This is a genomic window from Rhizobium sp. 05N430 (genome assembly GCF_056396985.1).
This window is the reverse complement of the sequence record NZ_JBFTMO010000003.1, coordinates 576,404-602,600: the sequence shown is the minus strand read 5'-3', so window position 1 is coordinate 602,600 and position 26,197 is coordinate 576,404. Positions and strand designations below refer to the sequence as shown.

The 26,197-nt window shown below is 60.4% G+C and carries 30 protein-coding genes and 1 pseudogene; 19 read left to right on the top strand and 12 right to left on the bottom strand.

Features of this window, described 5'->3' with window-relative positions; translation table 11 throughout:
- Positions 1–70 precede the first annotated feature (70 nt).
- Both AC1DJO_RS10420 and AC1DJO_RS10415 read left to right on the top strand, forming a co-directional pair.
- Positions 71–523, top strand: coding sequence for an SRPBCC family protein (locus tag AC1DJO_RS10420; protein WP_112385265.1), 453 nt, complete (start codon positions 71–73; stop codon positions 521–523).
- Between the two features lie 46 nt (positions 524–569).
- Positions 570–1,007: an N-acetyltransferase family protein gene (locus AC1DJO_RS10415; RefSeq protein ID WP_477970296.1), complete on the top strand. Its 438-nt coding sequence runs from the start codon at positions 570–572 to the stop codon at positions 1,005–1,007.
- Here AC1DJO_RS10415 and AC1DJO_RS10410 read toward each other — a convergent pair whose 3' ends face one another.
- The 3 genes from AC1DJO_RS10410 to sppA all read right to left on the bottom strand — a co-directional run bounded on the left by AC1DJO_RS10410 (position 1,008) and on the right by sppA (position 2,730).
- Positions 1,008–1,340, bottom strand: coding sequence for a LapA family protein (locus tag AC1DJO_RS10410; RefSeq protein WP_477970294.1), 333 nt, complete (start codon positions 1,338–1,340; stop codon positions 1,008–1,010).
- Between the two features lie 110 nt (positions 1,341–1,450).
- Positions 1,451–1,750, bottom strand: a complete 300-nt coding sequence (locus tag AC1DJO_RS10405; RefSeq protein ID WP_018898213.1) for an integration host factor subunit beta — start codon at positions 1,748–1,750, stop codon at positions 1,451–1,453.
- A 29-nt stretch (positions 1,751–1,779) separates the two neighbouring features.
- Complete coding sequence (gene sppA, locus AC1DJO_RS10400) at positions 1,780–2,730, bottom strand: signal peptide peptidase SppA (RefSeq protein WP_477970292.1); 951 nt, start codon at positions 2,728–2,730, stop codon at positions 1,780–1,782.
- Positions 2,731–2,944: 214 nt separating this feature from the next.
- Between sppA and lptC the strand changes: the two genes are divergently transcribed.
- From lptC to ptsN, 6 genes are all read left to right on the top strand, one after another.
- Positions 2,945–3,610, top strand: coding sequence for an LPS export ABC transporter periplasmic protein LptC (gene lptC / locus AC1DJO_RS10395; protein ID WP_112385269.1), 666 nt, complete (start codon positions 2,945–2,947; stop codon positions 3,608–3,610).
- A gap of 15 nt (positions 3,611–3,625) precedes the next feature.
- Positions 3,626–4,240: an LptA/OstA family protein gene (locus tag AC1DJO_RS10390; RefSeq protein ID WP_112385270.1), complete on the top strand. Its 615-nt coding sequence runs from the start codon at positions 3,626–3,628 to the stop codon at positions 4,238–4,240.
- 36 nt (positions 4,241–4,276) lie between these two features.
- The gene (lptB, locus tag AC1DJO_RS10385; protein ID WP_112385271.1) at positions 4,277–5,059 is read left to right on the top strand and encodes an LPS export ABC transporter ATP-binding protein; all 783 of its coding nucleotides are present in this window, start codon (positions 4,277–4,279) and stop codon (positions 5,057–5,059) included.
- A gap of 156 nt (positions 5,060–5,215) precedes the next feature.
- Positions 5,216–6,754, top strand: a complete 1,539-nt coding sequence (rpoN, locus tag AC1DJO_RS10380; RefSeq protein WP_477970290.1) for an RNA polymerase factor sigma-54 — start codon at positions 5,216–5,218, stop codon at positions 6,752–6,754.
- A gap of 219 nt (positions 6,755–6,973) precedes the next feature.
- The gene (hpf, locus tag AC1DJO_RS10375; RefSeq protein WP_112385273.1) at positions 6,974–7,549 is read left to right on the top strand and encodes a ribosome hibernation-promoting factor, HPF/YfiA family; all 576 of its coding nucleotides are present in this window, start codon (positions 6,974–6,976) and stop codon (positions 7,547–7,549) included.
- Positions 7,550–7,619: 70 nt separating this feature from the next.
- Entirely contained in the window at positions 7,620–8,084 is a 465-nt protein-coding gene (gene ptsN, locus AC1DJO_RS10370; protein WP_112385274.1) for a PTS IIA-like nitrogen regulatory protein PtsN, read from the top strand.
- 74 nt (positions 8,085–8,158) lie between these two features.
- Here ptsN and AC1DJO_RS10365 read toward each other — a convergent pair whose 3' ends face one another.
- From AC1DJO_RS10365 to AC1DJO_RS10355, 3 genes are all read right to left on the bottom strand, one after another.
- On the bottom strand, positions 8,159–10,492 hold the full coding sequence (locus AC1DJO_RS10365) for a methyl-accepting chemotaxis protein (RefSeq protein ID WP_477970288.1): 2,334 nt from the start codon (positions 10,490–10,492) through the stop codon (positions 8,159–8,161).
- A 231-nt stretch (positions 10,493–10,723) separates the two neighbouring features.
- Complete coding sequence (locus AC1DJO_RS10360; protein ID WP_477970286.1) at positions 10,724–11,623, bottom strand: ribokinase; 900 nt, start codon at positions 11,621–11,623, stop codon at positions 10,724–10,726.
- A gap of 45 nt (positions 11,624–11,668) precedes the next feature.
- Entirely contained in the window at positions 11,669–12,895 is a 1,227-nt protein-coding gene (locus AC1DJO_RS10355) for a DNA recombination protein RmuC (protein WP_112385277.1), read from the bottom strand.
- Between the two features lie 205 nt (positions 12,896–13,100).
- Between AC1DJO_RS10355 and AC1DJO_RS10350 the strand changes: the two genes are divergently transcribed.
- From AC1DJO_RS10350 to arsC, 8 genes and pseudogenes are all read left to right on the top strand, one after another.
- Positions 13,101–14,597, top strand: a complete 1,497-nt coding sequence (locus AC1DJO_RS10350; RefSeq protein ID WP_477970284.1) for a methyl-accepting chemotaxis protein — start codon at positions 13,101–13,103, stop codon at positions 14,595–14,597.
- Positions 14,598–14,694: 97 nt separating this feature from the next.
- The gene (def, locus tag AC1DJO_RS10345; RefSeq protein ID WP_477970282.1) at positions 14,695–15,210 is read left to right on the top strand and encodes a peptide deformylase; all 516 of its coding nucleotides are present in this window, start codon (positions 14,695–14,697) and stop codon (positions 15,208–15,210) included.
- A gap of 60 nt (positions 15,211–15,270) precedes the next feature.
- Positions 15,271–15,345: pseudogene (locus tag AC1DJO_RS10340) on the top strand (FitA-like ribbon-helix-helix domain-containing protein); the annotation flags it as partial.
- A 23-nt stretch (positions 15,346–15,368) separates the two neighbouring features.
- Positions 15,369–15,533 (top strand): hypothetical protein, encoded by a 165-nt coding sequence (locus AC1DJO_RS10335; RefSeq protein WP_477970332.1) that lies wholly within the window; start codon positions 15,369–15,371, stop codon positions 15,531–15,533.
- Positions 15,530–15,952: a PIN domain-containing protein gene (locus tag AC1DJO_RS10330; RefSeq protein ID WP_477970280.1), complete on the top strand. Its 423-nt coding sequence runs from the start codon at positions 15,530–15,532 to the stop codon at positions 15,950–15,952. Before AC1DJO_RS10335 ends, AC1DJO_RS10330 begins: the two co-directional genes overlap by 4 nt.
- Positions 15,953–15,972: 20 nt before the next feature.
- A complete protein-coding gene (fmt, locus tag AC1DJO_RS10325) occupies positions 15,973–16,908 on the top strand; it encodes a methionyl-tRNA formyltransferase (protein ID WP_477970278.1) in 936 nt (311 codons plus the stop codon).
- Positions 16,908–17,711 carry a tRNA pseudouridine(38-40) synthase TruA gene (truA, locus tag AC1DJO_RS10320; protein WP_477970276.1) on the top strand — a complete coding sequence of 268 codons (804 nt, stop codon included), beginning with the start codon at positions 16,908–16,910 and terminating at the stop codon, positions 17,709–17,711. Before fmt ends, truA begins: the two co-directional genes overlap by 1 nt.
- A complete protein-coding gene (gene arsC, locus AC1DJO_RS10315; RefSeq protein WP_477970274.1) occupies positions 17,689–18,105 on the top strand; it encodes an arsenate reductase (glutaredoxin) in 417 nt (138 codons plus the stop codon). Before truA ends, arsC begins: the two co-directional genes overlap by 23 nt.
- On the opposite strand, the gene AC1DJO_RS10310 is transcribed toward arsC, so the two are convergent.
- From AC1DJO_RS10310 to dapD, 3 genes are all read right to left on the bottom strand, one after another.
- Positions 18,093–18,689, bottom strand: a complete 597-nt coding sequence (locus tag AC1DJO_RS10310) for a hypothetical protein (RefSeq protein WP_112385285.1) — start codon at positions 18,687–18,689, stop codon at positions 18,093–18,095. The two genes, arsC and AC1DJO_RS10310, sit on opposite strands and share 13 nt — an antisense overlap.
- A complete protein-coding gene (dapE, locus tag AC1DJO_RS10305; protein ID WP_477970272.1) occupies positions 18,676–19,869 on the bottom strand; it encodes a succinyl-diaminopimelate desuccinylase in 1,194 nt (397 codons plus the stop codon). The genes AC1DJO_RS10310 and dapE overlap by 14 nt, the downstream gene beginning before the upstream one ends.
- A 112-nt stretch (positions 19,870–19,981) precedes the next feature.
- A complete protein-coding gene (gene dapD / locus AC1DJO_RS10300; RefSeq protein ID WP_112538449.1) occupies positions 19,982–20,842 on the bottom strand; it encodes a 2,3,4,5-tetrahydropyridine-2,6-dicarboxylate N-succinyltransferase in 861 nt (286 codons plus the stop codon).
- 181 nt (positions 20,843–21,023) lie between these two features.
- Between dapD and AC1DJO_RS10295 the strand changes: the two genes are divergently transcribed.
- Positions 21,024–21,890 (top strand): LOG family protein, encoded by an 867-nt coding sequence (locus tag AC1DJO_RS10295; RefSeq protein ID WP_477970270.1) that lies wholly within the window; start codon positions 21,024–21,026, stop codon positions 21,888–21,890.
- A gap of 42 nt (positions 21,891–21,932) precedes the next feature.
- Here the strand turns inward: AC1DJO_RS10295 and AC1DJO_RS10290 are convergent, their stop codons facing one another.
- Both AC1DJO_RS10290 and AC1DJO_RS10285 read right to left on the bottom strand, forming a co-directional pair.
- A complete protein-coding gene (locus tag AC1DJO_RS10290) occupies positions 21,933–22,544 on the bottom strand; it encodes an EF-hand domain-containing protein (RefSeq protein ID WP_477970268.1) in 612 nt (203 codons plus the stop codon).
- 101 nt (positions 22,545–22,645) lie between these two features.
- Positions 22,646–23,353 (bottom strand): pyrimidine 5'-nucleotidase, encoded by a 708-nt coding sequence (locus AC1DJO_RS10285; RefSeq protein ID WP_112385290.1) that lies wholly within the window; start codon positions 23,351–23,353, stop codon positions 22,646–22,648.
- A 96-nt stretch (positions 23,354–23,449) separates the two neighbouring features.
- Between AC1DJO_RS10285 and AC1DJO_RS10280 the strand changes: the two genes are divergently transcribed.
- The gene (locus tag AC1DJO_RS10280; protein WP_477970266.1) at positions 23,450–24,529 is read left to right on the top strand and encodes a bifunctional transcriptional activator/DNA repair enzyme AdaA; all 1,080 of its coding nucleotides are present in this window, start codon (positions 23,450–23,452) and stop codon (positions 24,527–24,529) included.
- Entirely contained in the window at positions 24,526–25,299 is a 774-nt protein-coding gene (locus AC1DJO_RS10275; RefSeq protein ID WP_477970264.1) for an isocitrate lyase/PEP mutase family protein, read from the top strand. Before AC1DJO_RS10280 ends, AC1DJO_RS10275 begins: the two co-directional genes overlap by 4 nt.
- 7 nt (positions 25,300–25,306) lie before the next feature.
- Here AC1DJO_RS10275 and argB read toward each other — a convergent pair whose 3' ends face one another.
- Entirely contained in the window at positions 25,307–26,194 is an 888-nt protein-coding gene (gene argB, locus AC1DJO_RS10270; RefSeq protein ID WP_112514072.1) for an acetylglutamate kinase, read from the bottom strand.
- Positions 26,195–26,197 lie beyond the last annotated feature (3 nt).

Genomic DNA, 26,197 nt, shown 5'->3' with positions numbered 1-26,197 from the left:
TTCCGTTTCACCTTGGCAAAGCGCTTTCCCGCTGTGATAAGTTTAGCGATCCGAAATGGGAGGATTTCGAATGGATATGACCGGAGAGGAACGCATCAATGCTCCGCGCGATGCCGTATGGGCCGCGCTCAATGATCCAGACATCCTCAAGCGCTGCATTCCGGGCTGTCAGGTGCTGGAGATGACCTCACCGACCGAGTTGGCCGCGACGGTCAAGATCAAGATCGGCCCGGTCTCGGCCACCTTCAACGGCGAGGTGACCCTGTCCAATATCAACGCGCCTGAAAGCTATACGATCTCCGGCGAAGGCAAGGGCGGCATCGCAGGCTTTGCCAAAGGCGGCGCCGATGTCGTGTTGAAGGAAGACGGCAGCGAAACCATCCTGCAATATGCGGCAAAAGCGCAGGTCGGCGGAAAGCTTGCGCAACTTGGCGCCCGGCTGGTGGACTCCACCTCGCAGAAACTGGCGCAGCAATTCTTCGCCGATTTCAATGCGGCAGTCTCGGAAAAGGCAGCGATCTGAGCCTCGGGCCATTGGCGGCTTGCGATGTCTAAGCTAAGCCTGAAGCATGAACGTGACGATCAGGACCCCGCAGCCTTCGGATCGCGAAGAGCTGGCCGACATTTATCTCCAGGTTCGCCGCCAGACCTTCACCTGGGTCGATCCGTACAAGTTCCGGCACGAGGATTTTGCGGCTCACACGCAAGGCGAACTCGTCTGGCTCGCCGAGGCGACCGATGGCACGATCGCCGGTTTTATGACGCTCTGGGCAGCCGACGATTTCATTCACATGCTCTATATCCGCAAGGAATGGCGGGGCAGGGGCGTCGGCACAGCGCTGCTTGCCGCACTTCCGGACTGGCCACGGCATAAATACCGGCTGAAGTGCCTGGTCAACAATGCCCAGGCGAAAGCTTTCTATCTATCCAGGGGCTTCGCCGTTACCAGCGGAGGTAGGTCGTCGGAAGGCGAGTATGAGGAACTGACCTTCGATCCGCCGCGCTGATTATCGCGATGGAAGCTGGCCTGCGATCTCTTCGGCGCGCGCCTTGTGGCGATCCGCCTCGCCCTGCCAGCGCACGGCCTCCTTCGCTTCGTTGCGCGCCCGCTTGCGGTGCTTGCCCTGGCTGAACCACGTGACGGCAGAGCCTGCGAACATGCCGATGATCAGCGCGATGAAGATGAAGACGAAGAATGGTGCCGATAGCGACAGGACCTGATCCTCGGGCCGGAAGGGATTGAAGGCCAGCGTCACGATCTGCCGGTTGGCGACGCAGAAGATGATCAGGATGATGCCTAGCGGCAGCAAAATCAAAAGGTTGGTGATCTTCTTCGCCATGGATGGCCTCCGCGCATTATCAGCGCCGCGTTCAAACGGCGCTTTCAGACTTTATGCAGAATAGGAATCGGCGGGCGAACTTCAAGCGCGGTTTCGCCGCAGGGCAGGTCTCAGTCGTCCTGATCGGCCTGGCCGGGGTTCAGCCGTTCGCGCAGTTCCTTGCCGGTCTTGAAGAACGGAACCCACTTCTCTTCGACGAACACGGTGTCGCCGGTACGGGGGTTCCGGCCGGACCGCGACGGGCGGTTCTTGACAGAAAAGGCGCCGAAGCCGCGCAGTTCGACGCGGTTGCCCGCCGCCAGTGCATCGGTGATCTCGTCGAGAACGGCATTGACGATATTCTCGACGTCGCGGTGATAGAGATGCGGGTTGCGCGCGGCAACTATCTGCACCAGTTCCGACTTGATCACGGTCGCCCCCTTAAATTATTGATTTCTTATCAATCGCGGCCAAACTGCCAAACTGAAACGAGCCCGTCAAGGAGCAACTTTTGTGGCAGAATGCCCTCAAGCGCTTGGCTTTTGACGAGGTCGCCGTAACCAAGAAGCGTCGCGACCTTTGAAAGCGCACCGGCGAGCAGGAAAGGCGTGTTGCTCTTCTTGTCCCAATCGACCACGGGCAGGTCCTTGCTGACATTCCGCTTGGCAAGATAGTCGCGAATTTCGGGGTCGCCGCCGAGCTGATCGACAAGCTTGACCTTCAGCGCCTGGCGGCCTGTATAGATTGTTCCATCGGCAAGCTTAAGTACTTCATCGCGTGGCATTTTCCGGCGATCGGCAACGAGATCGACGAACCAGGCATAGCTGTCCTGGACCATGCTGTTGATCATTGCCTTGGCTTCCTCGCTGGTGTTGTGGAAGGGCGAGGGCTCGGCCTTCAAAGGCGAGGACTTGATCTCTTGTAGCGAGACGCCGAGCTTGTCGAGCAGCGGCTGGATCTGGGGGTACTGGAAGATGACGCCGATCGATCCGGTGATCGAGCTCTCGCCGGCGACGATCGTATCGCCTGCCGTGGCAATCATATAGCCGGCCGAAGCGGCCAGTGTTCTGACATCCGAAACGACAGGCTTCTTGGCTGAAATCGCCCTGATCGCCTTGAAGATCTTTTCGCCGCCATAGGTCGTGCCGCCTGGTGAGGAGATCGAGATGATCACGCCCTTGACCTGATCATTCTCCTCGATTTTCTTGAGCCGCTCCAGCAGCTCATCGTCGTCTGTAATCAGTCCTGAAATCGTCACATGGGCGATCTGCGGCCGGCTCTGCTCGATATCAGCACGGAAGAACTGGTACAGAGAGAAGCCGAGTGCGACGAGAAGCAGCGCTGCGGCGATGCGCCAGAAGCCGAGGCGCCGGCGAAGTTTGCGGCGGTCGGCGATCGTCGAGCTGTCCATAAGTCCTCCAGGGCCGGCGGCGGCCTCATTCACTGCGGCATGAGATAAGGCGGCATAGTGTTGTGAAAATGCCGGTTTACCTCGTTTTCATCCGTTTGTTGCTTGTTGCAGAAAAAAATCCATATTGGCAAGCTAATGTAATAATGCGAAACGATCTGTGATCGACGGTAGTAGTTCCTATATAGGAAGCCGATCAACAGACACGGACAGACCGATGCTCAACACCATCAACAGCGGCGGGGGGGCTGCAATTGCCAGACCCGAGCGCAATGCCTATGGCGCTGCGTTGCATCACTCCGCGCGCGTCCGCCGCCTGAAAGTGCTGCTGCCGGTTACCGCCGTCATCATCTCGCTGATCTTCATCGCCGTCTCTATGATCCGGGCCTATCTGCCGGAGAATATCAAGATCGAAGGCGCCAAGATCGAGAACGGCAAGGTCGTCATGGCGAAGCCTGCGATCTCGGGCCGCAATTCCGACGGCATCAATTACTCCATGCTCGCCGAGCGCGCGCTGCAGGATATCAAGAACCCCAGCCTCATCACGCTCGAGACGATCAAGGCAGCCGTTCCCGTCAGTGACGGCCTGGTCGCCAGCGTCGAGGCCTCTTCCGCAGATTATGACCGCGCGACGGACAAGCTGGCGCTGACTTCGCCATTCACCGTTATCATGAGCAATGGACTGAAAGCCGATTTCAAGTCTGCAAAGCTCGATATCAAGGGCGGCAGCATGTCGACTGATGATCCCGTTACCATCACGAAAGAGGGAACTTCGGTTGTTGCGAACTCCCTCAAGATGGCGGATAAGGGTCGCGTGATCACGTTCGAGGGGAAAGTTCGTATGAACGTTGATCCATCCGCCATCCGCAAACAGGGCACCTAACAGCCGGGTTATTTAATGACAAAAGATTGTCACTCTTCAGTACGTAAGTTTGGCGCAGCAGCAACCGGCGGCGCTCTGGCACTTCTGATGATCGCGGGAGCCGCGTTTGCGCAGGCGACCACCAGCCAGATGGATGGCCTCAAGCTCGACAAGAACGAGCCGATCCAGATCGAGAGCGACAAGCTCGAAATTCATGACCAGGAACACAAGGCCGATTTCACCGGCAACGTGAAGGTCGTGCAGGGCAAGACGACCCTGCAGGCCGGGCACATGACCGTGTTCTACAAGCCCAAGGCGGCAGCCGACGGACAGGCGACCGATGCAAAGGCGAAGCCGGATGCGGGTGCGGCGTCGATCTCGTCAGGCAATGCCGATATCGACCATATTCTGGTCAGCGACAAGGTATTCGTCAGCTCCGGAACGCAGACGGCGACGGCCGACAACGGTGCCTTCGACATGGCAGCTCAGACCTTCGTTCTGAAGGGCGACAAAGTCGTTCTCTCCGATGGCCCGAACGTCTTCACCGGCTGCCAGCTTACCGTTCACATGGAGACCGGGCAGGCGCAACTGGATAGCTGCGGGGGCCGCGTCCAGATCCAGCTTGATCCGAAGTCCCAGAAGAAGAACTGATCCGGCCCTCTCGTGAAACTTTTCTCGCTTCCCAAAATGTTCGGCCAGTCCGCGCCGCAGGCCGCGGACGGTTCCGCCGGAGACAAGAGCCGTTACCAGGGCACGCTGATTGCGCGCGGTCTGACCAAGACCTATAGCACCCGGCGCGTTGTCAACGGCGTGTCGCTGGTGGTTCGCCGCGGCGAGGCTGTGGGTCTTCTTGGGCCGAACGGCGCGGGCAAGACGACCTGCTTTTACATGATCACCGGCCTGGTGCCTGTCGACGAAGGTACGATCGAGATCGACGGCAACGACGTCACGACGATGCCGATGTATCGCCGTTCGCGCCTGGGTGTCGGCTACCTGCCGCAGGAAGCCTCGATTTTCCGCGGCCTGACGGTCGAGGAAAATATCCGCGCCGTTCTTGAAGTGCACGAGAAGAACAAGGCAGCGCGCGAAAAGAAGCTCGACGAGCTGCTCGAAGAATTCCATATCTCCAAGCTCCGCAAGGCTGCAGCAGTGTCGCTGTCCGGCGGTGAGCGCCGACGCCTGGAAATCGCCCGCGCGCTGGCGACCGACCCGACCTTCATGCTGCTGGACGAGCCCTTCGCCGGCGTCGATCCGATCTCTGTTTCCGATATTCAGAACCTCGTGCATCATTTGACGGCTCGCGGCATCGGCGTGCTGATCACCGACCACAATGTTCGCGAAACGCTGGGCCTGATCGACCGCGCCTATATCATCCATGCCGGTGAAGTGCTGACGCATGGCCGCGCGAATGACATCGTCAACAATCCCGAGGTTCGCCGCCTCTATCTTGGTGACAATTTCAGCCTTTGATTGGATTGAAGCCGGCGGAAATTCACCTTCCGCCATACTTGCGCTTGACCAAATAGAATAAAAAAGCAATTTTTGGGCCAACTGGATATCCGCGGCCCGAAATTCTTGTTTCGACGCGGTTTCCCGGAGGAAATGAACGGGAGTTTCGCGTCCGCCATGGCCCTGTCAGCCAATCTTTTCCTGCGACAGAACCAATCCCTCGTCATGACGCCGCAGCTGATGCAGTCCATTCAGTTGCTGCAGATGACGCATTTCGAACTCGTCCAGTTCATCGCCCAGGAAGTCGAAAAGAACCCGCTGCTGGAATTTCCGTCAAATGACGCGGAAACGGGCAGCGACCGTGACGGCGAAGATGAGGGGCACGCGCCGCATCAGGCCGAAGACGGCGATAGCGGCGACGCGCTCTCCGGCGACTGGTACGACAATGGCAGCGAGGGCCGTGTCAGCCATCTCGGCGACGAACTCGACGCCAATTATTCCAACGTCTTTCAGGATGACGGTGCGCCGCAGCGCGCCGATGCGCCGGAACTTCTCAGCCAATGGAAATCGATGCCGGGCGGCTCCGAGGGCGAGGGCTATGATCTCGATGACTTCGTTGCCGGTCAGGTCTCGCTGCGGGACCACATCATTCAGCAGATCCCTTTCATTCTGACTGACGCTGCGGACCGGCTGATCGGTCAGCATCTTCTCGATCAGCTGGATGAGGCCGGCTACTTTCAGGGCGATATTGCCGAAGCCGCCGAACGCCTCGGTGCTGCAATGGCCGACGCCGAACGGGTATTGGCCGAACTGCAGACGCTCGATCCTCCCGGCGTTTTCGCCCGCAATCTCGCTGAATGTCTGGCAATCCAGCTTCGTCAGAAAGATCGCTTCGATCCGGCGATGGAAGCCTTCGTCTCCAATCTCGAGCTTCTGGCGCGCCGCGATTTTGCGACCCTGAAGCGTCTTTGCGGCGTGGATGAGGAAGATCTCCTCGATATGCTGACAGAGATCCGCCAGCTGAACCCAAAGCCGGGCAGCGGCTTTGAGGCGGGCGCTTCAGAAGCGATCATGCCCGACGTCGTCGTGCGGCCATCGTCCGATGGCAGCTGGCTGGTGGAGCTCAATCCGGACACGCTGCCCCGCGTGCTTGTCAGCCAGGCTTATTTTGCGAATGTCACCAAGAATGGCGACGATCACGCCTTCCTCTCGGAATGTCTGCAGAATGCCAATTGGCTGACACGCAGCCTCGACCAGCGCGCCAAGACCATCATGAAGGTCGCGACCGAGATCGTCCGCCAGCAGGACGCCTTCCTGCTGCATGGCGTCGATCATCTGCGCCCGCTCAACCTGAAGACCGTAGCCGACGCCATCAAGATGCATGAATCGACCGTCAGCCGCGTGACGTCGAACAAGTACATGCTGACGCCGCGCGGTCTCTTCGAGCTCAAATATTTCTTCACGGTATCGATCAGTGCGGTGGAGGGTGGCGATGGTCATTCGGCCGAGGCGGTACGCCACAAGATCCGCGCGCTGATCATGCAGGAAAGCCCGGAAGCAGTGCTTTCCGATGACGATATCGTCGACATGCTGAAAAAGGGCGGCGTCGATCTGGCGCGCCGCACCGTCGCCAAGTACCGCGAAGCGATGAATATTGCCTCTTCGGTTCAGCGCCGGCGCGAAAAGCGCGCGCTGGCAAAGGTTGCCGGCTTCTAGGCGGACTCCCGCGGTTGGCGTTGACTTTTTGGTAACCTGCCTTTATTAGCCCGCCGCAATTGGCGCTGTGAAACAGCGTTCAGACTTATCCCCATCATCCTCAGGGCGCTTGAAGCACGAGACTTAAGCCGATCTTGCTTGAGTTTGCGTGAAGTGCTTGGATGAGAGGTAGGCTTGGCGTAAACTGGTACCGCAAACCACTATAAGAAGGGAAACTCCATGAGTGTGCGTGTATCCGGTAAACATATGGAAATTGGTGACTCGTTCCGTCAAAAGATCGAGGAGCAAATGGCCATGGCCGTCACGAAATACTTCGACGGGGGATATTCTGGTCAGGTGATCGTTGAGAAGTCGAGCTCGCGCTTCTCTGCGGATTGCAAGCTTCATCTCGATAGTGGGGTGGTGCTGCATGCTGCAGGAGAAGCAATGGATCCGCAGGTCGCATTCGATGCCGCCTCGGAACGCATCGAGAAGCGCCTTCGCCGCTACAAGCGGAAGCTGAAAGATCATCATGCCGGAAATCATCTGAACGGTTTTGCGGAAGTCGCCTATACGGTCATGGACGGCGTTCCTGACCACGAAGAAGAGGTTCCCGACGATTTTGCCCCGGCTATCGTAGCCGAGAGCACGAAGCAGCTGAAGACCATGTCCGTTGCGACCGCCGTGATGGCGCTCGACATGACGGACGAGCCGCTGCTTCTGTTCCGCAGCCCGGGCAAGGAACAGTTAAACATCGTTTACCGCAGGCATGACGGTAATATTGGCTGGATCGACGCAGCCAATATCAAGAGCTGAGATCGGGCGATGAGCGGCGCGTTGCGCCGCTCTTCCAATCACCCGGCTTTGGCGACAGAAGGAAAAAGAAATGGCATTGGCAGACCTGCTGCACCAAGATGCGATTATTCCCGCCCTCAAGGTAAATTCCAAGAAACAGCTGCTTCAGGAATTGGCGGCAAAGGCCAGCAAGATTACCGGCCTTTCCGAACGGGAAATCTTCGACGTCGTATTGCAGCGTGAGCGCCTGGGCTCGACGGGCGTCGGCAACGGCATTGCAATCCCGCATGGGAAAATTGCCAGCGTCCGCTCAATCGTCGGTGTCTTCGCAAGGCTCGAAAGCCCGGTCGATTTCGAAGCGCTGGACGATCAGCCCGTCGATCTCGTCTTCCTGCTGCTCGCTCCCGAAGGCGCGGGCGCCGACCATCTGAAGGCGCTGTCGCGTATCGCCCGTGTGCTGCGTGACCAGGATCTGGTTGCCAAGCTTCGCGCGACGGACTCTGCCTCGGCGATCTATGCTTTCCTCAACGAAGAGCAGGCCTCGAACGCCGCCTGAGATTTTCAAGTGTAGAAATGAAAGAGGCGCCCGGGATGACCGGGCGCCTCTTCTCGTTTGAGATGGGATAGCTCTCAGAACTCTTCCCAATTGTCCTGTGCGACTGCAGCCGAGCCATGGGCGACTGCGGCACGGCGCGGCGCCGGAGCGCGATAGGCCGGGGCAGGGGCCGCGGGAGCACGCATATGCTGGGCCGTTGCCCTGAGTGCCGCACTGTTTGCCTGGCCGGAGACGCGGAAGCGCAGCACGAGCGCCTTCAGTGTCTGTGCCTCGTCGTTGAGCGTGACACTGGCTGCGGTCGCTTCTTCCACCATCGCGGCGTTCTGCTGGGTCACCTGGTCCATCTGGTTCATGGCCTGGTTGACCTCCTTCAGTCCGATCGCCTGCTCGCTGGCAGAGGCGGAAATCTGGCGGATGAGCTCGTTGATGCTCATCACCTGATCGGCGATCTTGTGCAGCGTGCCACCGGCACGGCCGACGAGATCGACACCTTCCTTGACCTGGACGGCCGAGGTGTTGATGAGCGTCTTGATTTCCTTCGCAGCACTCGCTGAGCGCTGCGCCAGCTCGCGGACTTCCTGCGCGACGACCGCAAAGCCCTTGCCGGCCTCACCGGCACGCGCGGCTTCGACACCGGCGTTCAGAGCCAGAAGGTTCGTCTGGAAGGCGATCTCGTCGATGACGCCGATGATGCGCGACACTTCGGTCGAAGACTGCTCGATGCCCTGCATCGAAGCGATTGCCTTCTGCACGACTTCGCCGGACTTCTCGGCGTCCTCGCAGGCCAGGTTGACATTCTCGGCAGCAGTCCGGGCGTTCTCAGCGCTCGAATTGACCTGTGCAGTCAGCTCGTTCAGCGCAGCTGCGGTCTCTTCCAGGCTTGCGGCCTGCTGCTCCGTGCGCTTGGCAAGATCGGAGGCACTGTTGCTGATCTCGCTGGTGCCAGAGCCGATGTTGCCGACGCTGAGGTTCATCGTATTGATCGTTTCTTCGAGGCTGGCGAGTGCAGCGTTGAAGTCCTGCTTCAGCTTTGCATATTCGCCAGGGAACTCGTCGTTGATCCGGTGGCCGAGATTGCCCTGCGACAATTCGGAGAGACCGGCGCCGACGATGGCAACGATCTGGCGCTGGAGCGCGACCGACTGCTGGCGCTCGCTTTCGGAGCGGCTGCGTTCGGACTCAGCGGCACTGCGCTGGCTGTCGGCCTCGGATTCGAGGCGGCGCGTATCGGCAAGCGCAAAGCGGAAGCCCTCGAGTGCCTTGGCGACCGAACCGATTTCATCGGCACGCTCCTGACCGGCCACGGGCTGCTCGTATTGGCCATCGCTGAGCTTCTTGACGCCGGCGACCAGCTGGCCGAGCGGCTTCTGCACGAGAGAGCGGACGGCGAAATAGAGGGCCAGCATCACGGCGCCGAGCACCACGATGCCGCCGATGATCATCATGAAGGTCTGATCCTGCACCGGAGCATTGATGGCGCTGTGCGGCACGTCCACGAGGACGACCCAGGTGGCGTTGAGATCGGGAACGGCGAAAGGATAGACGACGCGATCGAAGGGCTCATAGCCGTCGAGCGAGAGATTCTTGACAACGCCAGGCTTCATCGAGCTCAGGGCGGACTTGACCTGGGCCGAACCCTCAGCGTCGCCGTAGGGCTTCGACATCAGCTCCTTCGTCGGCGCGACGATCCAGTTGCCGTTCTGGGCAACGAGCGTCACACGGCCGGAGCCGAAAGGATGCAGGGCCTGCAGCTTGTCGGTCAGCGATTTCAGCGAGATATCGACGCCTTCGACACCGATCATCTTGCCGCCGGAAACGACGGGATAAGCGATCGAGGTCAGCAGCGTCGGGACATCCGTGCCTTCAGCAAGGTAAGGCGTGGTGATGGCACCCTTGCCGCTTTCGGCAGCGAGCTTCCACCATTCGGCCGTGTAGTCGTTGTCGAAGGTCGAGAACTGGATCGCACCATCCTTGGTCTTTGACCAGTAGGGCGTGAACGCGCCAGTCTTGTTGGTGCCCTCGTCGAGCTTGTCTGCAATCTCGGTGGTCTTGCCGTCGAAGGCGCCGAGCTGTTCGCAGAACCAGCTGCCGAACGCGAAGGCGTTCTTCTCGAGATTGGCCTTCAGGATATTGATGATGCCCTTGCGGTCGAAGTTGCCACCTTCGTGGCCGCGGCCGACAACGCCGGACATCGAGCGCGCAGCGCTCGCCAGTTCGCCGACATTGGCGGCGATTTCGTTGGCGATAGCTTTTGCCTCAAGATTCGCCTGGTCCATCGTCAGCGTCTGCACGCGGCTGCGCGTCTGATCGATGAGGAAAAAGTTTGATACAAAAAGGACGAGCGCGATGGCGACGCCGGTGATGACAATGAGTTTTGCGGCAAGCGACTTCATGCGGAAGATGAACATGGTGCCTCGGCGGGGCGACTTGCCGGACGAACATTTCCGGCACAGGCGAGGGTGAGCCGCACCGTCATGGAGCAGCCGTGCAAAAGTCCAGGCGCCGTTAAAATTGAAGCCTGACGATCGCCGGAAAGATCGCCAGAAATCTCTTAAATTTGAATGAAACTGTACGAATTGAACCCCTGAATTGCCTTGGCAGCACAGGGTTTTTGTAGAGTGTATCGGAAACAGAAAAGTCTATAGCTTGTTTGCGACTTCGGCGCTGAGCGGGATCGACGGCTGGGCTCCCGCCTTGAGGCAGGCAAGGGATCCGGCAACGGCGGCGCGGCGCAGTGACGTGTCAAAATCGAGACCGTCGTCGAGGCTTGCGGCGAAATAGCCGCAGAAGGTATCGCCGGCACCGACGGTATCGACGGGCTCGATTTTCAGTCCTTTCGCCCGGACGAGCTCGCCATCGCGAATGGCAATTACGCCATCGGCGCCAAGTGTGACGATCAGCGTCTGTCCGGTTTCGCCGTGAAGGCGCTTCAAGGCGGCCTCGCGATCGCAAGCGGTCATGCCTTCCTGTCCGGCCAGAAGCTCGAATTCCGTCTCGTTGGCAATGACGATATCTGCTAGCCGCCCAAGGCGCGGCGCGTCGGCAATCAGCGGTGCGAGATTGAGTACGCTGCGGATGCCCTTCTTGCGGGCCGCATCAAGAGCCTTCTCGACGGCGGCCGGGGGAACCTCGAGCTGCAGCATGAGAATGTCTTTGGGTTGCATTGCCGCAACCGCGGCCTCAGCATCTTCGGGGCTGACGGTGCCATTGGCGCCGGGAACGACCGCGATCATGTTTTCGCCGTCGCCGCCCACGAGGATCAGGGCGGTGCCGGTTGGGCCGTCCACATGATTGACCTTGGAAAGTCCGGTACCGGCATCGCTAAGAAGCGCGATCGCGGGGGCGGCGAACTCATCCTTGCCGACTGCGCCGGCCATATTGACGGTGCTGCCCGCACGGCGCGCAGCAAGAGCCTGGTTGGCACCCTTGCCGCCGGCAGCAGTCGCAAAGCCTGTTCCAGCGACCGTTTCGCCCGGCTTCGGCAGGCGCGCGGTGGTGGCGATGAGGTCCATGTTGATGGAGCCGAACACAGTGATCATGGTAGATGTCCCGTCCTTTAATTGGCGCGACACTGCCCGAAGGGCTCACTCCTCGTCAACCACCCTGAGCTTGAGAAGGCCTGTCCGGCTCTCGACCGATTTCGCTGCTGGCTGGTCTTCGCGCTCTGGTTTGCCGGTATCGCCCGTCGCCTCGAATTCCAGAGCCTCGATCTTCGAACCGCGCTTGGTCAGCTTGTCGGCGGAGGTGACGATCATGTCGACATCCTTCTGCGCCATGGCGAAATGCCCTTGCAGCTTGCGCACACGCTCATCGAGGCGGCCGAGATCGTCCATGAGGTTTGCGACTTCACCCTGGATCACATGCGCCTGCGCGCGCATACGCTGGTCCTTGAGAACCGCCTGGATCACCTGGATCGACAGCATCAGCAGGGAAGGAGACACGATGACGATCCGGGCGCGATGCGCCTTCTGGATGATCGGCTCGAAATTCTCGTGGACCTCGGCAAAGATTGATTCCGAGGGCACGAACATGAAGGCCGTATCCTGGGTCTCGCCCTGGATCAAATATTTTTCCGAGATATCGCGGATATGCACTTCCATATCGCGCCGGAACTGCTGCGAGGCGATCTTGGTGGCATCCGGTCCGCCGGCGTCGCGAATGGCGTTCCAGGCTTCGAGCGGAAACTTGGCGTCGATGACGAGCGGCGGTGCACCATTCGGCATCTTCACGGTGCAGTCCGGCCGGGAGCCGTTGGACAGCGTCTGCTGGAAGGCGTAGGCGCCCATCGGCAGCCCATCGGCAACAATCGTCTCCATTCGCGATTGGCCGAAGGCACCGCGTGTCTGCTTGTTGGAAAGGATGGCCTGCAGGCCGACGACGTCCTTGGCCAGCATCTGGATGTTGTTCTGCGCAACGTCGATGACGGCCAGCCGCTCCTGCAGCTTCTGCAGGTTTTCGTGGGTCGATTTCGTCTGTTCGGTGATCGTGTGGCTGACCCGCTGCGACATGCCATCCAGACGCTGGTTGATCGCCTGATTGAGCTCTGCCTGGCGCGTGCCGAACACTTCCGCCATGGTCGAAATGCGGCCCTGCATCTCCGCCTGGATTTTCAAAAGCTCCGACATGCGCATATCGGCTTCCGCCGATCGGATCGCCGCTTCCTCATTCTGCTCGCGCCGCAAGTTGCTGCTTCTAAACAGCAAGAACACGAGGACTACGACCATGGCGGCGATGGCGCCGCCTGCGATGGCGAGAATGGCCGGATTGACGGCGGCAAGCGAGATGGTGAGCGAGTCGGCAGAATTGTTCATCCGGCCACCATAGCAAACTTCAAACCATTGACCAGATCAAAACGTGAACGAATTCACAGGTAGCTTTGGTATGATCAAAAGGCCGCAGTCCACTTTGGGAGAGGGACGACAAATCGTGGCCATGCTTAACGATTGCTCAACCATATTTTAGAAATGTCTCTGCCGAAACAGATCCTTACCGCGCATCGCGCAGACAGAGAACATCATGAGCAGCCAGCAATCGCAATCCGACCTCAAGCAGCGCCTCGACTTCATCGAGCTCGACGATGCTGCGCGCAAGACGATGAGCGAGATCAGGCCTGTCATCAGTTCGCTGGTCGGCGGTGCGCTCGACAAGTTCTATCAGAAGATCGCCAAGACCCCGGCCGTTGCCGGCTTCTTCTCCGACAAATCCCATATGGGCCACGCCAAGAAGGCGCAGGAGAACCATTGGGCCAATCTGGCTGGTGGCAATTTCGACGAAACCTACGTGAAGGGTGTCACCGCAGTCGGCCGCACTCACGCCCGCATCGGCCTGGAGCCGCGGTGGTATATCGGTGGCTACGCGATCGTCATGTCCGAGCTCGTTAAGGGCATCATGGACAAGCAGTGGCCGTCGATGTTCGGCCGCCAGCAGGGCAAGGTACTGGCCGAGAAGCTTTCCGCCGTCATCAAGGCCGGGATGCTGGATATGGACTATTCGATCTCCGTCTATCTCGAGGCATTGGAAGAAAAGCGCCGCAAGCTGGAGGAGGACCGCGCCAAAGCGGAGGCCGACCAGGCCATGGCGCTCGACCATCTGCGCCGCGGCTTGGAAGCGCTCTCTGCCGGCGACCTCGATGCCAAGCTGCCTACCGACCTTCCGGGCAATTTCAAGCATATGGCCGACGACTACAATCGCGCCGTCGCCGCGCTGCGCACGTCATTCGGCTCGGTTCGCAGCAGTTCGGCTGAAATCCTGCGGGGCACGGACACGATCTCCAAGGCTGCCGACGATCTGGCGCTTCGCACCGCACAGCAGGCTGCGGGCGTCGAAGAGAGCTCGGCGGCGCTCCAGCAGCTGTCCGTCAGCGTCGGGCTGACCGCCGCCAATGCCGAGAAGGCCTCGGATGCGGTGCGCGAAACACAGCAGCGTGCGAAGAATTCCGGCGAGCTTGTGAATAGCGCCGTTTCCGCCATGGCCGGCATCGAGAAGTCGTCGGATGAAATCGCCAAGATTATCGGCGTCATCGACGAGATCGCCTTCCAGACCAATCTTCTGGCGCTGAATGCCGGTGTCGAAGCTGCACGCGCAGGCGAGGCAGGCAAGGGCTTCGCGGTCGTCGCCCAGGAAGTCCGCCAGCTTGCCCAGCGCACTGCGGAAGCGGCAAAGGAGATCAAGAACCTGATCTCGCAGAGCTCTGCACAGGTGGACCAAGGCGTCGGCATCGTCAGCAGCACCGGCGAAGCACTGGGCGACATGATCAGCCGCATCGACATGATCAATCATGTGGTCGCTGAAATCGCCGCCGCCGCTCGCGACCAGGCGACTGGCGTAAACGAGGTCAGCGTTGCCATCCGCAACATGGATACGATCACCCAGCAGAATTCCGGCATGGTCGAGCACACCTCGGCCGAGACCCGCCGCCTGCGCGGCGAAGTCAACAATCTGATGGAGCTGCTGCAGCGCTTCGGTACCCGGATGGAAATGCGCAGCAGCGCTCCTAGCCGCCGTGCAGCCTGAGACGAATACGGCAATTTTCCGGAGGCGCGCATAAAAAAGCGCCTCCGGCACTTCCGGGATAATTCCCTCGCTTAAAAAGATAGGTTATGGGAACGCCATGACCATCAAGCCACTTATCATTCTTCCCGATCCCGTTCTCCGCCAGGCTTCCAAGCCGATCGAGCGCGTCGATGACGAGCTGAAGCGTCTCGCCGACGATATGCTGGAGACCATGTACGACGCCCCCGGTATCGGCCTTGCCGCGATCCAGATCGGCGTTCCGCGCCGCATGCTGGTTATCGACGTGGCGCGCGAAGGCGAAGACAAGCAGCCGCAGGTGTTCATAAATCCGGAGATCCTCAAGTCTTCGGAAGAGCGTTCCGTCTATGAGGAAGGCTGCTTGTCCATCCCGGATTATTACGCCGAGGTCGAGCGCCCTGCCGTCATCAAGCTGAAATATCTCGACCGTGACGGCAAGGAACAGACCATCGACGCCGACGGCCTGCTGGCCACCTGCCTGCAGCACGAGATCGATCACCTCAACGGTGTGCTGTTCATCGACCATATCTCGCGGCTGAAACGCGAAATGGTTATCAAGAAGTTCACCAAGGCCGCCAAGTCCAAGGTCCTCTGAAGGTCGTTGAAAAATAGGCGATCGAACACCATGATATCGCTGATATCATAGAAGGCGTCCGTGGGTGACTTGCTGATCCGAAATCTCGACGATGCTTTGAAGCGCGAGCTTCAAGAACGTGCGCGCGCCAATGGGCGCAGCCTCCGGATGAGGCTATCATGCGTCTTCGCAAATCGCTGGGCACCGCAGATCAGCAGAACCAGCTGGCTGGCGAGTGGCTCCGATCGCTTCTTTCTGAAGATACGTGGAGCGATGACGAGCTTGCCGACATCGAGGCAGCAAGGCGGGGGCTCGATCACGAGCCGCTCGCGTTTGGCAAATGAACATCCTGCTCGATACCAACGTTCTCTCTGAGCTTGAGGGACGGATGTACAGCGAGCGGCTGCTGAATTGGTTGAACGGATACAAGCCGGAAGAGCTCTTCATCAGTGCTATCAGTATAGCCGAGATACAGTATGGCCTTGCGCGGCTTCCTGAAGGACGGCGGCGCGCCGCCTTGACCGAGGCATATGCGAAGATCGAAGCTGGCTTTGCAGGTCGCATAGCGGCGTTCACTATTGACGCGGCTCATCGGTGTGGACTGCTCAGGGCCGAGCGGGAGAAATCGGGACGGCCGATAGAAACGAAGGACGCCATGATCGCGGCGATCTGCCTTTCCAACCGCGTTGCGCTGGCCACCCGCAACATAAAAGACTTCGAGGGGCTTGATCTCAAGCTCGTAAACCCGTTTGAAGACGGCTGATCGGTAAACGGCGGAATAGAATGTCACTTCGCATCATCTTCATGGGGACGCCCGAATTTTCCGTTCCGACGTTGCGCACGCTCGTCGACGCCGGGCATCGGATCGTTGCCGTCTACAGCCAGCCGCCGAGGCCGGGCGGCCGCCGTGGGCTCGACCTCCAGAAATCGCCAGTCCACCAAGCTGCCGAACTGCTGGGCTTGCCGGTCTTCACGCCTGTGAATTTTAGGGGTCCGGAAGAGCGCGAGAAATTCCGCGCCCTCGACGCAGATGTTGCTGTGGTCGTTGCCTACGGCCTTCTATTGCCTGAAGCGATCCTGACGGGCACGCGCGACGGCTGCTACAACGGGCATGCCTCGCTTTTGCCGCGTTGGCGTGGTGCGGCGCCGATCCAGCGGGCGATCATGGCTGGCGATACCAAGACCGGCATGATGGTGATGAAGATGGACAAGGGGCTGGATACCGGTCCCGTCGCGCTCACCCGCGAGGTCGAGATCGGCCCGAACATGACGGCCGGCGAGTTGCATGACAAACTGATGCAAACAGGCGCCAAGGCGATCGGCGAGGCGATGGTCGCGCTCGAATCCGGAAACCTGCCGCTGACCCCGCAGCCGGAAGACGGCGTGCTCTATGCGAGCAAGATCGACAAGGGTGAAACCCGAATCGATTTCGCCAGGGCTGCGGCCGACGTTCACAACCACATCCGCGGTCTGGCGCCGTTTCCCGGCGCATGGTTCGAGCTTGAGATCGGCGGCAAGCTGGAGCGCGTCAAGGTTCTCGGGTCTGAACTTGCCGAAGGCAATGGCCAGGCAGGCGAATTGCTGAGCGATGATCTGATCGTGGCCTGCGCGAGCGGCGCTGTCCGGTTGACCAGGCTTCAGAAGGCCGGCGGTAAACCTCTGCCTGCGGCCGACTTTCTGCGCGGCACGCCACTTTCGTCCGGCACAAGGCTCGCCTGATGCCGCGCTACCGGATGACCGTCGAATATGACGGGGCGCCCTATGTCGGTTGGCAGCGCCAGGACAACGGCCCGTCGGTCCAGGGCGCTATCGAGGCGGCGATCCTGTCACTGAGCGGCGAGACGGTTTCCGTACGGGGCGCAGGACGCACCGATTCCGGCGTCCATGCGCTCGGTCAGGTAATTCACGCGGATTTCTCCAGGGAATGGGCTGACTTCAAGCTTCAGAACGCATTGAACGCGCATCTGAGATTGGCCGGCGAGCGGGTGTCGATCATCGATGTCCGGGCCGTGCCCGAATTCTTCGATGCCCGTTTTTCGGCGCTTCGCCGTCACTATCTCTACCGGATCATCACCCGCCGCGCGCAGCTTGCGATCGAAGCGGGGAAGGCCTGGTGGGTGCCGAAGACACTCGACCATGAAGCGATGCATGAAGCGGCACAGAGGCTGGTCGGCAACCACGATTTCTCGACATTCCGGTCGGCTCACTGCCAGGCCAATAGCCCGGTGCGCACCCTGGACAGGCTGGATGTCACGCGCACAGGCGATCTGATCGAGATACGGGCGACGGCGCAGAGCTTTCTCCACAACCAGATCCGCTCCTTCGCCGGAACGCTGAAGCTGGCGGGTGAAGGCAAGTGGACGCCGGATGACGTGCAGGCAGCCCTCGAAGCTCGCGACCGCAAGGCTTGCGGGCCGGTAGCGCCGCCGGATGGGCTTTATTTCATGCAGGTCGATTATCCGGACGTGATTCCGGACAGACGCAAGGGAGCAGATAGCGATGACGGTGACAATCTATCATAACCCCGCCTGCGGAACCTCGCGCAATACTCTGGCTATGATCCGTCAATCAGGCGAGGAGCCCGTTGTCATCGAATATCTGAAGACGCCCCTTTCGCGGCACGAGCTTGCGGCGCTGATTACGAAAATGGGTGTTTCTGTGCGCGATCTGCTGCGCGAGAAAGGCACGCCTTACAGCGAATTGGGCCTTGGCGACCAATCCCTGTCCGACGGTCAGTTGCTCGATGCGATGGTAGAGCATCCAATCCTGATGAACCGGCCGATCGTCGTGGCGGCAAAAGGCGCAGCGCTTTGCCGCCCTTCGGAATTGGTGCTGGATCTTCTTCCCAATCCGGATATCGGCCTATTTACCAAGGAAGATGGCGAGGTCGTGCCCGCGCGGGGTCAGGCGGGATAGATCCCGAGAAACTTCTGAAGATATTCGGCAAGCATCATCGTCGGCACCAGCAGCGCCAGCGTCAGCGCCCCGACCATTAGCCCGTGTCCATGGAAGATCATCCGCAGGATGCGCGCCAGAATGAAGACCTGCGCGATCATCAGAATCAGCAGCAGGATCGAGACGACGCTCACCGTTCCCGGAATGAAGAAGACCAGAGCCAGCAGCAGCCCGTTGATGTAGGACAGCGGCACGCCCAGCCAGTTGACGCTGACGACGACTGCGGCAAAGCGGTTGCCCATCTTGAAGATCAGCAGCAAAAGCCCGGCCAGCACCAGCGGCGCGAACCAGTTCGCCACCTCCACCATTCCAAGACGGAGGTAAAAGGGCAGCCCGACATCGTAATGCGGTGGCATGGTCTGCAGGAAGGCCTGGCGCCACCAGAGCCAGGAAATGCCCATTGGCGGAAGGCACCAGACCATTGCCCAGAACGAACGGTTCACGCCCCTGTCGGAGACATCGAGGAAGCGGAAGCCGCGCGGATCCATACGGATCAGCAGCCAGAGCCCGGCCAGATAATATTGGACTTCCCTAAGCCCCGGCATTCTCGAACCAGCGCTCGATGAAGGTTTCGTAGATGACTGTCAGCGTCTCCAGATCGGCGACGGAAACGCGCTCATCGACCATATGCATGGTCTGGCCGACGAGGCCGAATTCAACCACGGGGCAATAGTCCTTGATGAACCGCGCATCCGACGTGCCGCCTGTCGTAGACAGCTTCGGCGCCTTGCCGGTGACGCTCTCGACGGCGGAAGACAGAGACGCGATCAGCGCGTTGTTGCGGGTCAAGAAGACATGGCTGGGACGATCAGCCCAGACGATCTCGTAGCGAACAGCATCACGGCCAGGGCGCAATGCGCCCTCGGCAGCGGCGGCATCGAGACGGCTGATGATTTCGGCCCGCAGCGTGTCGGCGGTCCAGGTGTCGTTGAAGCGGATGTTGAAGCTCGCCGTCGCTTTCGCGGGAATGACGTTGGTTGCCGGATTGCCGACATCAACCGTCGTCACTTCGAGATTGGAGGCCTGGAAGCTTTCAGTGCCGGTGTCGAACGGCGGATCCATCAGTGCCGTCGTCAGCTGCAGCAGGCCGCGAACCGGATTATCGGCGAGATGCGGATAGGCTGCGTGGCCCTGGACGCCGTGAACGGTGATCTTGCCCGACAGCGACCCGCGCCGGCCGATCTTGATCATGTCGCCGAGCGCATCCGGATTGGTCGGTTCGCCGACGACGCAGGCATCCCAGTGCTCGCCGCGTTCCGCCGCCCATTGCAGCAGCTTGGTCGTGCCGTTGATCGAAGGTCCCTCTTCGTCACCGGTGATCAGGAAAGAGATCGAGCCCTTGGGCGCGCCGTGCTTTTCGATATGGCGTGCAACAGCCGCAACGAAGCAGGCAATGCCACCCTTCATATCCACCGCGCCGCGGCCGAACATCTCGCCACCGGCGATCTCGGCGGCAAAGGGAGGGTGTGTCCAGGCGGCCTCATCACCAACCGGAACAATATCGGTATGGCCGGCAAACATCAGGTGCGGGCCATCGTTTCCGATGCGCGCATAGAGGTTTTCGACATCGGGTGTTCCAGCCTCTGTCGCCATCACCTTGTCGACCGTGAAGCCGAGCGGCGACAGCATGGCATCGAGCGCCGAAAGCGCACCGCCTTCAGCCGGCGTGACGGACGGGCAGCGGATGAGTGTCTGGAGATTGGCGACGGGATTGGTAGCGGTCATGACGGTCGAATTATCCGGCGGGGATGGCAAAGAAATGGCGAGGCGAATGCCGCCTCGCGTTAAAAAGAGCGCCGTCTGTTTACCGGATCGATGTCCGGCTGTCACTTCAAGCTTAGTCGCGTAGCAGCTCGTTGATGCCGGTCTTCGAGCGGGTCTGCTCGTCGACTCGCTTGACGATCACGGCGCAGTAGAGATGCGGCGCCGGCAGGCCGTTCGCCATGGTCTTGTTGCCCGAGGGCATCGAGCCTGCGACGACGACCGAATAGGGCGGCACTTCGCCGTATGTGACTTCGCCGGTGGCGCGATCGACAATCTTGGTGGACTTGCCGATATAGACGCCCATGCCGAGCACCGAGCCCTCACGGATGATGCAGCCTTCGACGACTTCCGAACGGGCGCCGATGAAGCAGTTGTCCTCGATGATCGTCGGGCCGGCCTGCATCGGCTCCAGCACGCCGCCGATGCCGACGCCGCCGGAAAGATGCACATGCTTGCCGATCTGCGCGCAGGAGCCGACCGTCGCCCAGGTATCGACCATCGTGCCTTCGCCGACATAGGCGCCGAGGTTGACGAAGGAGGGCATGAGCACGACGTTCTTGGCGATATAGGCCGAGCGGCGGACGATGCAGTTCGGAACGGCGCGGAAGCCGGCGTCACGATACTGGTTCTCGCCCCAGCCTTCGAACTTCGAGGGGACCTTGTCCCACCAGGTCGAGTTGCCCGAGCCACCCTTGACGACTTCCATGTCGTTCAGGCGGAAAGAGAGCAGTACGGCCTTCTTGAGCCACTGATTGACCGTCCAGGCGCCGTCAGCGCCGCGTTCGGCGACGCGTGCCTTGCCGCCATCGAGCAGTTCGAGCGCAGCTTCGACCGCATCGCGGATTTCGCCCTTGGTCGAGAGGCTGACGCTGTCGCGGTTGTCGAAGGCCGCTTCGATGGTCTTTTCGAGGGATGCAAGATCGGTGGCGCTCATGAGAATTCCTTAAACTTCGAACTTTATCCTGAAGGCTACAGGGCCTCCGGGAATTGTGATCGGCGGGATGCGATCTGCTCTATCGCATGGGCGCCCAAAATGGAATGATTTTTCGAACCAGATCGTTTCTGGATTCAAGGCGTTAAAGACGCGTTTGGTAAGGACTGAAAGGCATTTTTGAATGGCGAAGGGTAAGAATGGCAAGCTCCGGCGTAAGGATGGGGTCTGGGATCCGCTGAAGACCAGCGAAACGGACAAGGATCGCGCCCGCGCTGTACCGAAAACACCGCAAACGCTCTCTCCGTCCTATCGTCTTGCCTATGTCGACGAGGATTTCCTCTGCCGCGAGGAACTGCGGCCGATCCGCCTGCAGCTCGAGCTGCTGAAGCCGGAAATGCTGCTGGCCGAGCGCGGTATCAAATCCACAGTCGTGATGTTCGGCGGCGCCCGCATTCCAGCGCCCGGCCAGAGCGCGTGGGCGGCACGCAACGATGTGCAGCGGGTCAACCTGGAAGCTGCGTCGGTCTATTACGACGAGGCCCGCAAGTTCGCCCGTCTCTGCTCACGCTATTCGGCAGCGCATGATTTCCATGAATACGTGATCGTCACGGGCGGTGGACCGGGCGTGATGGAGGCCGGCAACCGCGGCGCTGCCGACGAAGGCGCACCGTCGATCGGCCTCAACATCGTCTTGCCGCACGAGCAGGCGCCGAACGTCTATGTGACGCCGGAGCTCAGCTTCAATTTTCACTACTTTGCGATCCGCAAGATGCACTTCATGGTGCGCGCCAAGGCGATCGCCGTGTTTCCCGGCGGTTTCGGCACGCTCGATGAATTCTTCGAGTGCCTGACGCTAATCCAGACCGGCCGCATGGAAAAGATGCCGCTGATCCTGTTCGGCGAAAAGTTCTGGCGGACGATCGTCAATTTCGAGGCGCTTGCGGAATTTGGGACGATCGCGCCTGACGACGTCAAGCTCATCAGTTTCGTGGAAACTGCCGATCAGGCCTGGAAAATCATCCAGGATTTCTACGAACCGCATGAATAAGAAAACCCGCCGCGTGAGCGGCGGGGCTTCCTGTTTCCTCCCTTAGAGGAAAGGGCGATCGGGCATGTCGTCGATCGAGATGAAGCCATCCTTGTTGGTATCCAGGCGGGTGAAGAGCCGGGTCATCGCATCTTCGGCTTCCTGCTTGGAAATCTGGCCATTCTCGTCCTTGTCGACGCGCCGCATCATCGAGGCGAACATCATGTCGCCGCCGTGGCGCTTGCCCCAGCGGTGGCCGTCCGGTCCGCCATTCTGGCCCTTGCCGTCGTTCTGTGCCATCTGCCGATCGTCGCCGCCATCCTTCTTGGCGTCCTTGTGTGCATCGCGCCAGGCCTTGAGCTGCGCCTGATGATATTCGCGAATTTCGCCCGGCGTCAGGCTGCCGTCATTGTTCTTGTCGGCGGCTGCGAAGATCTTGTCGACGCCGTCGATCGCTTCCTGCTTCGAGATCTTGCTGTCCTTGTTCTCGTCGAACTGCTTCAGCATGCGCACGAAGGCGATCTCGCGGAAAGCGGCGCCACGCGGCCCGCCCATCATCTCGCGATGGTGCTGCGGCCCATCGGGGCGATGGCCGGGAGCAGCAAAGCTCGCGCCTGCGGCACCGGCGATCAAAACGGCGGAGAGGCCTGCCAGGATAAGCTTGTTGCGGTACATGAGACTTCCTTTCGGTTCGTATCCCTTCACGACCAAAAGGTAAGGCTGCGGTTCCGGAAAACCCAATTAAACCTAGGTAAGCTGGATGAAACTTTCGTAAGTCAGCCGGTAATCTTGGCCAGGAATGCGGTCAGATCATCGGTCACGAAATCGATGTGATCCTCCTCGCCGCTGGTCTTTTCCCACCATTCGACAACCGTGTCTTCAAGGTTGTTCGGCACCAGGAGAACGGTGCTCATCCCAAGCGCCTTCGGCACAACGAGATTGCGCGGCAGGTCCTCGAACATCGCAGCCTTCTTCGTCTCCACCCGCTTCAAGGCCGTGAACTTGTCATAGGTCGCCTGCGCCGGCTTCGGCACGAAATCGGCGGCGACGATATCGAAGATGTCGTCGAAATGCTCAAGAATGCCGAGCGCACCCGCCGCCATCTCGGCATGCTTGACGCTGCCATTGGTGAAGATGAACTTGCGCCCCGGCAGCGCCTTGATTGCCTCTCCGAGCTCCGGATGCGGCGACAGCGTCGTATAGTCGATCGCGTGCGCCTTCTCCAGAAAGTCGTTCGGATCGATGCCGTGATGGATCATCAGACCCTGCAACGTGGTGCCATGATCGTAATAATACTGCTTCTGCAGCTTGCGCGCCTCATCCCGCTCCATCTGCAACAGCGCCGACACATAGGCCGTCATGTTCTTGTCGATCTGCGCGAAGAGATTGATGTGATGCGGGTAGAGCGTGTTGTCGAGGTCGAAGACCCACTCGCTCACATGCTCGAAGTCGGATTTTTCAGGGGTGCGATCGATCTTTGTCATGCGCGTCTTATGGCATGAGCCCGGGATCATCGACAATCGAAAATAGACGCCCGATTTCGGGCGGACGGCGGTTCGACGGGGTGGTAGAAAGGCTTCATGCTGTTCGATCTGCCCGATGATGACGCGCTTTACGACGCGCTGATTGCCCGAAGCTCCGATTACGAGGGGCTCGCCTATGCCTGCGTGAAGACGACCGGCGTCTTCTGCCGGCTGACCTGCCCGGCGCGAAAGCCGAAGCGGGAGAACACGCTCTTTTGCGGCTCGATCTCGGCCTGCATGCAATCGGGCTTCCGGCCTTGCCAGCGGTGCAGGCCGTTGGAGCAGGCGGGGCGGGAGCCTGTTGTCGACGATCTCCTGAAGGCGCTCGACCGTGATCCCTCCGCGCGCTGGACGGAGGAGCGCCTCGCCGATCTCGGCTACGATCTGTCGACGGTGCGCCGCGCCTTCAAGCGCGCGCTGGGGATGACCTTTCTCGATATTGCCCGCTACCGCAGGCTCGGGCAGGCCGCCAGGCAAATCGCCGATGGCTGCCGCATTATCGACGCACAGCTGGATGCAGGCTATGAATCGGCCAGCAGTTTTCGCGCCGCCTTTCACCGGATGATCGGCATGGCGCCTATTATCGTCCAGAACCGCGCGCTGCTCTTTGCCGATCTCTTCGATACACCGCTCGGGCCGATGATTGCGGTTGCCGATCAGACGCATGTGCATCTCCTCGAATTTCATGACCGCAAGGCGCTGCCGAAGGAGCTGGAAAGCCTGCAGCGCAAGACGCGCTCCACCGTTGCCGCCGGGCGTACGCCGGCAATCGAACGGATCGAGGCGGAGATGAAAGCCTATTTCGCGGGGCGGCTGAGGGAGTTCGAAACGCCGCTTGCCCTTGCCTTTGGAACAGCTTTCGAGCGGGAGATATGGTCGAGGCTGATGCGCATCCCGGTGGGCGAGACGCGCGCTTACGGCGACATCGCCCGCGACATGGACAATCCGCAAGTCGTAAGGGCCGTCGGCCGCGCGAATGGCGCTAACCAGATTGCCGTCGTCATCCCTTGCCACCGGCTGATCGGCGCGGATGGATCGCTGACCGGCTATGGCGGCGGTCTCTGGCGCAAGCAGTGGCTGTTGAAACACGAAGCAGAAATGCGGGCAACAAGGCCCGAAATGGAGGAAGCATCATGAACCAGGCGGATAAGGCAAAGGCATTCGAAGCGCTGCACCGGAAGGGAACGCCAGTCGTTCTTTACAATATCTGGGATGCCGGAACGGCAAAGGCCGTTACCGAAGGCGGCGCCAAGGCGCTGGCGACCGGCAGCTGGTCGGTGGCTGCGGCGCAGGGCTATGCGGACGGGCAGAAGCTGCCCATGGACGTGCTGATTGCCACGGCCCGGTCGATTGCCGCTTCGAGCGATCTGCCACTCTCCGTCGATTTCGAAGGCGCCTATTCGGAAGAGCCGGATGGCGTTGCCGCCAATGTTGCCAAGGTCATCGATACCGGGGCTATCGGCATCAACTTCGAGGATCAGGTGGTCGGCGGCAAGGGGCTGCATTCCCCGGAAACGCAGGCGGCCAAGATCAGCGCGATCCGCGCCATGGCCGATGCCCGCGGCATTCCGTTTTTCATCAATGCCCGCACGGATCTTTTCCTGGCAGAGAGCGATTCGTCGAAACACGCCGCTCTTGCCGATGAGGCAATCGAGCGCGGCAAGGCCTATGCGGCGGCCGGTGCCCGCGGGTTCTTCGTGCCGGGCCTTGCGGATGCCAGGCTGATCGAAAAGATCTGCGCTGCATCGCCGCTGCCTGTGAACATCATGATGCGGGCCGGCGTGCCTGACGTGAAGACGCTGGCAAGCCTCGGCGTCGGCCGGGTCAGCTACGGACCCGGGCCCTATCGGGCAATGATGGAAAAGTTGAAGGAAGCCGCGGCAGCGGTTTATGCCGCCGCGCCTTGACCGGTGATCAGGGCACGATCAGCGTGCCCGCACCATGTTCGGTGAAGATTTCGAGCAGGACGGAATGGGCCGTCTTGCCGTTCAGGATGACGACGCCCTGAACGCCCGCCTTGATGGCGTCGATGCAGGTCTCGACCTTCGGGATCATGCCGCCGGAGATCGTACCGTCGGCGATCAGCGCATGCGCCTGGGCGACGGAGAGTTCCTTGATCAGGTTGCCCTGCTTGTCGAGGACGCCCGGGACGTCTGTCAGGAACAGCAGGCGGGTGGCGTTCAGCGCACCGGCGATCGCACCTGCAAACGTATCGGCGTTGATATTGTAGGTCGCGCCGTCACGGCCAGGCGCGACCGGCGCGATGACCGGGATCATCTCGGAGCGGGCGAGCAGGTCGAGCAGCGTGCGGTCCACTTCGACGACTTCGCCGACGAAGCCGAGATCGAGAACGCGCTCGATGTTGGAATCCGGGTCCTTGATCTTCTTCTGCGCCTTTTCGGCGAAGACCATGTTGCCGTCCTTGCCGCAAAGGCCGATCGCCCATTCGCCTGTCTGGTTGATGAGGGCGACGATCTCCTTATTGATCGAGCCCGCGAGAACCATTTCCACGATCTCGACGGTCTTCGCGTCAGTGACGCGCAGCCCGCCTTCGAACTTGGATTCGATGCCCATCTTGGTGAGCATGGCGCCGATCTGCGGGCCGCCGCCATGGACGACGATCGGGTTGACGCCGGATTGCTTGAGCAGCGCGATATCGCTGGCGAAGGCTTTGCCAAGCTCGGGATTGCCCATGGCGTGACCGCCATATTTCACGACGATCGTCTTGTTCTCGTAGCGCTGCATGAAAGGCAGCGCCTGCGCCAGAAGATGCGCCTGCATTTCGCTTTCGGACTGGTTCATGGC

Excerpts from the sequence above, each read along its gene's own strand:
- AC1DJO_RS10390 (WP_112385270.1), top strand. The coding sequence starts at position 3,626 with ATGACAAAAGATTGTCACTCTTCAGTACGTAAGTTTGGCGCAGCAGCA.
- AC1DJO_RS10410 (WP_477970294.1), bottom strand. The coding sequence starts at position 1,340 with ATGGCGAAGAAGATCACCAACCTTTTGATTTTGCTGCCGCTAGGCATC.
- sppA (WP_477970292.1), bottom strand. The coding sequence starts at position 2,730 with ATGGACAGCTCGACGATCGCCGACCGCCGCAAACTTCGCCGGCGCCTC.
- AC1DJO_RS10360 (WP_477970286.1), bottom strand. The coding sequence starts at position 11,623 with ATGATCACTGTGTTCGGCTCCATCAACATGGACCTCATCGCCACCACC.
- AC1DJO_RS10350 (WP_477970284.1), top strand. The coding sequence starts at position 13,101 with ATGAGCAGCCAGCAATCGCAATCCGACCTCAAGCAGCGCCTCGACTTC.
- AC1DJO_RS10415 (WP_477970296.1), top strand. The coding sequence starts at position 570 with ATGAACGTGACGATCAGGACCCCGCAGCCTTCGGATCGCGAAGAGCTG.
- fmt (WP_477970278.1), top strand. The coding sequence starts at position 15,973 with ATGTCACTTCGCATCATCTTCATGGGGACGCCCGAATTTTCCGTTCCG.
- argB (WP_112514072.1), bottom strand. The coding sequence starts at position 26,194 with ATGAACCAGTCCGAAAGCGAAATGCAGGCGCATCTTCTGGCGCAGGCG.
- dapD (WP_112538449.1), bottom strand. The coding sequence starts at position 20,842 with ATGAGCGCCACCGATCTTGCATCCCTCGAAAAGACCATCGAAGCGGCC.
- ptsN (WP_112385274.1), top strand. The coding sequence starts at position 7,620 with ATGGCATTGGCAGACCTGCTGCACCAAGATGCGATTATTCCCGCCCTC.
- lptB (WP_112385271.1), top strand. The coding sequence starts at position 4,277 with ATGTTCGGCCAGTCCGCGCCGCAGGCCGCGGACGGTTCCGCCGGAGAC.
- rpoN (WP_477970290.1), top strand. The coding sequence starts at position 5,216 with ATGGCCCTGTCAGCCAATCTTTTCCTGCGACAGAACCAATCCCTCGTC.
- AC1DJO_RS10310 (WP_112385285.1), bottom strand. The coding sequence starts at position 18,689 with ATGCCGGGGCTTAGGGAAGTCCAATATTATCTGGCCGGGCTCTGGCTG.
- AC1DJO_RS10355 (WP_112385277.1), bottom strand. The coding sequence starts at position 12,895 with ATGAACAATTCTGCCGACTCGCTCACCATCTCGCTTGCCGCCGTCAAT.
- dapE (WP_477970272.1), bottom strand. The coding sequence starts at position 19,869 with ATGACCGCTACCAATCCCGTCGCCAATCTCCAGACACTCATCCGCTGC.
- AC1DJO_RS10335 (WP_477970332.1), top strand. The coding sequence starts at position 15,369 with ATGCGTCTTCGCAAATCGCTGGGCACCGCAGATCAGCAGAACCAGCTG.
- truA (WP_477970276.1), top strand. The coding sequence starts at position 16,908 with ATGCCGCGCTACCGGATGACCGTCGAATATGACGGGGCGCCCTATGTC.
- AC1DJO_RS10290 (WP_477970268.1), bottom strand. The coding sequence starts at position 22,544 with ATGTACCGCAACAAGCTTATCCTGGCAGGCCTCTCCGCCGTTTTGATC.
- AC1DJO_RS10330 (WP_477970280.1), top strand. The coding sequence starts at position 15,530 with ATGAACATCCTGCTCGATACCAACGTTCTCTCTGAGCTTGAGGGACGG.
- hpf (WP_112385273.1), top strand. The coding sequence starts at position 6,974 with ATGAGTGTGCGTGTATCCGGTAAACATATGGAAATTGGTGACTCGTTC.
- AC1DJO_RS10295 (WP_477970270.1), top strand. The coding sequence starts at position 21,024 with ATGGCGAAGGGTAAGAATGGCAAGCTCCGGCGTAAGGATGGGGTCTGG.
- arsC (WP_477970274.1), top strand. The coding sequence starts at position 17,689 with ATGACGGTGACAATCTATCATAACCCCGCCTGCGGAACCTCGCGCAAT.
- AC1DJO_RS10365 (WP_477970288.1), bottom strand. The coding sequence starts at position 10,492 with ATGTTCATCTTCCGCATGAAGTCGCTTGCCGCAAAACTCATTGTCATC.
- def (WP_477970282.1), top strand. The coding sequence starts at position 14,695 with ATGACCATCAAGCCACTTATCATTCTTCCCGATCCCGTTCTCCGCCAG.
- AC1DJO_RS10275 (WP_477970264.1), top strand. The coding sequence starts at position 24,526 with ATGAACCAGGCGGATAAGGCAAAGGCATTCGAAGCGCTGCACCGGAAG.
- AC1DJO_RS10280 (WP_477970266.1), top strand. The coding sequence starts at position 23,450 with ATGCTGTTCGATCTGCCCGATGATGACGCGCTTTACGACGCGCTGATT.
- AC1DJO_RS10420 (WP_112385265.1), top strand. The coding sequence starts at position 71 with ATGGATATGACCGGAGAGGAACGCATCAATGCTCCGCGCGATGCCGTA.
- lptC (WP_112385269.1), top strand. The coding sequence starts at position 2,945 with ATGCTCAACACCATCAACAGCGGCGGGGGGGCTGCAATTGCCAGACCC.
- AC1DJO_RS10285 (WP_112385290.1), bottom strand. The coding sequence starts at position 23,353 with ATGACAAAGATCGATCGCACCCCTGAAAAATCCGACTTCGAGCATGTG.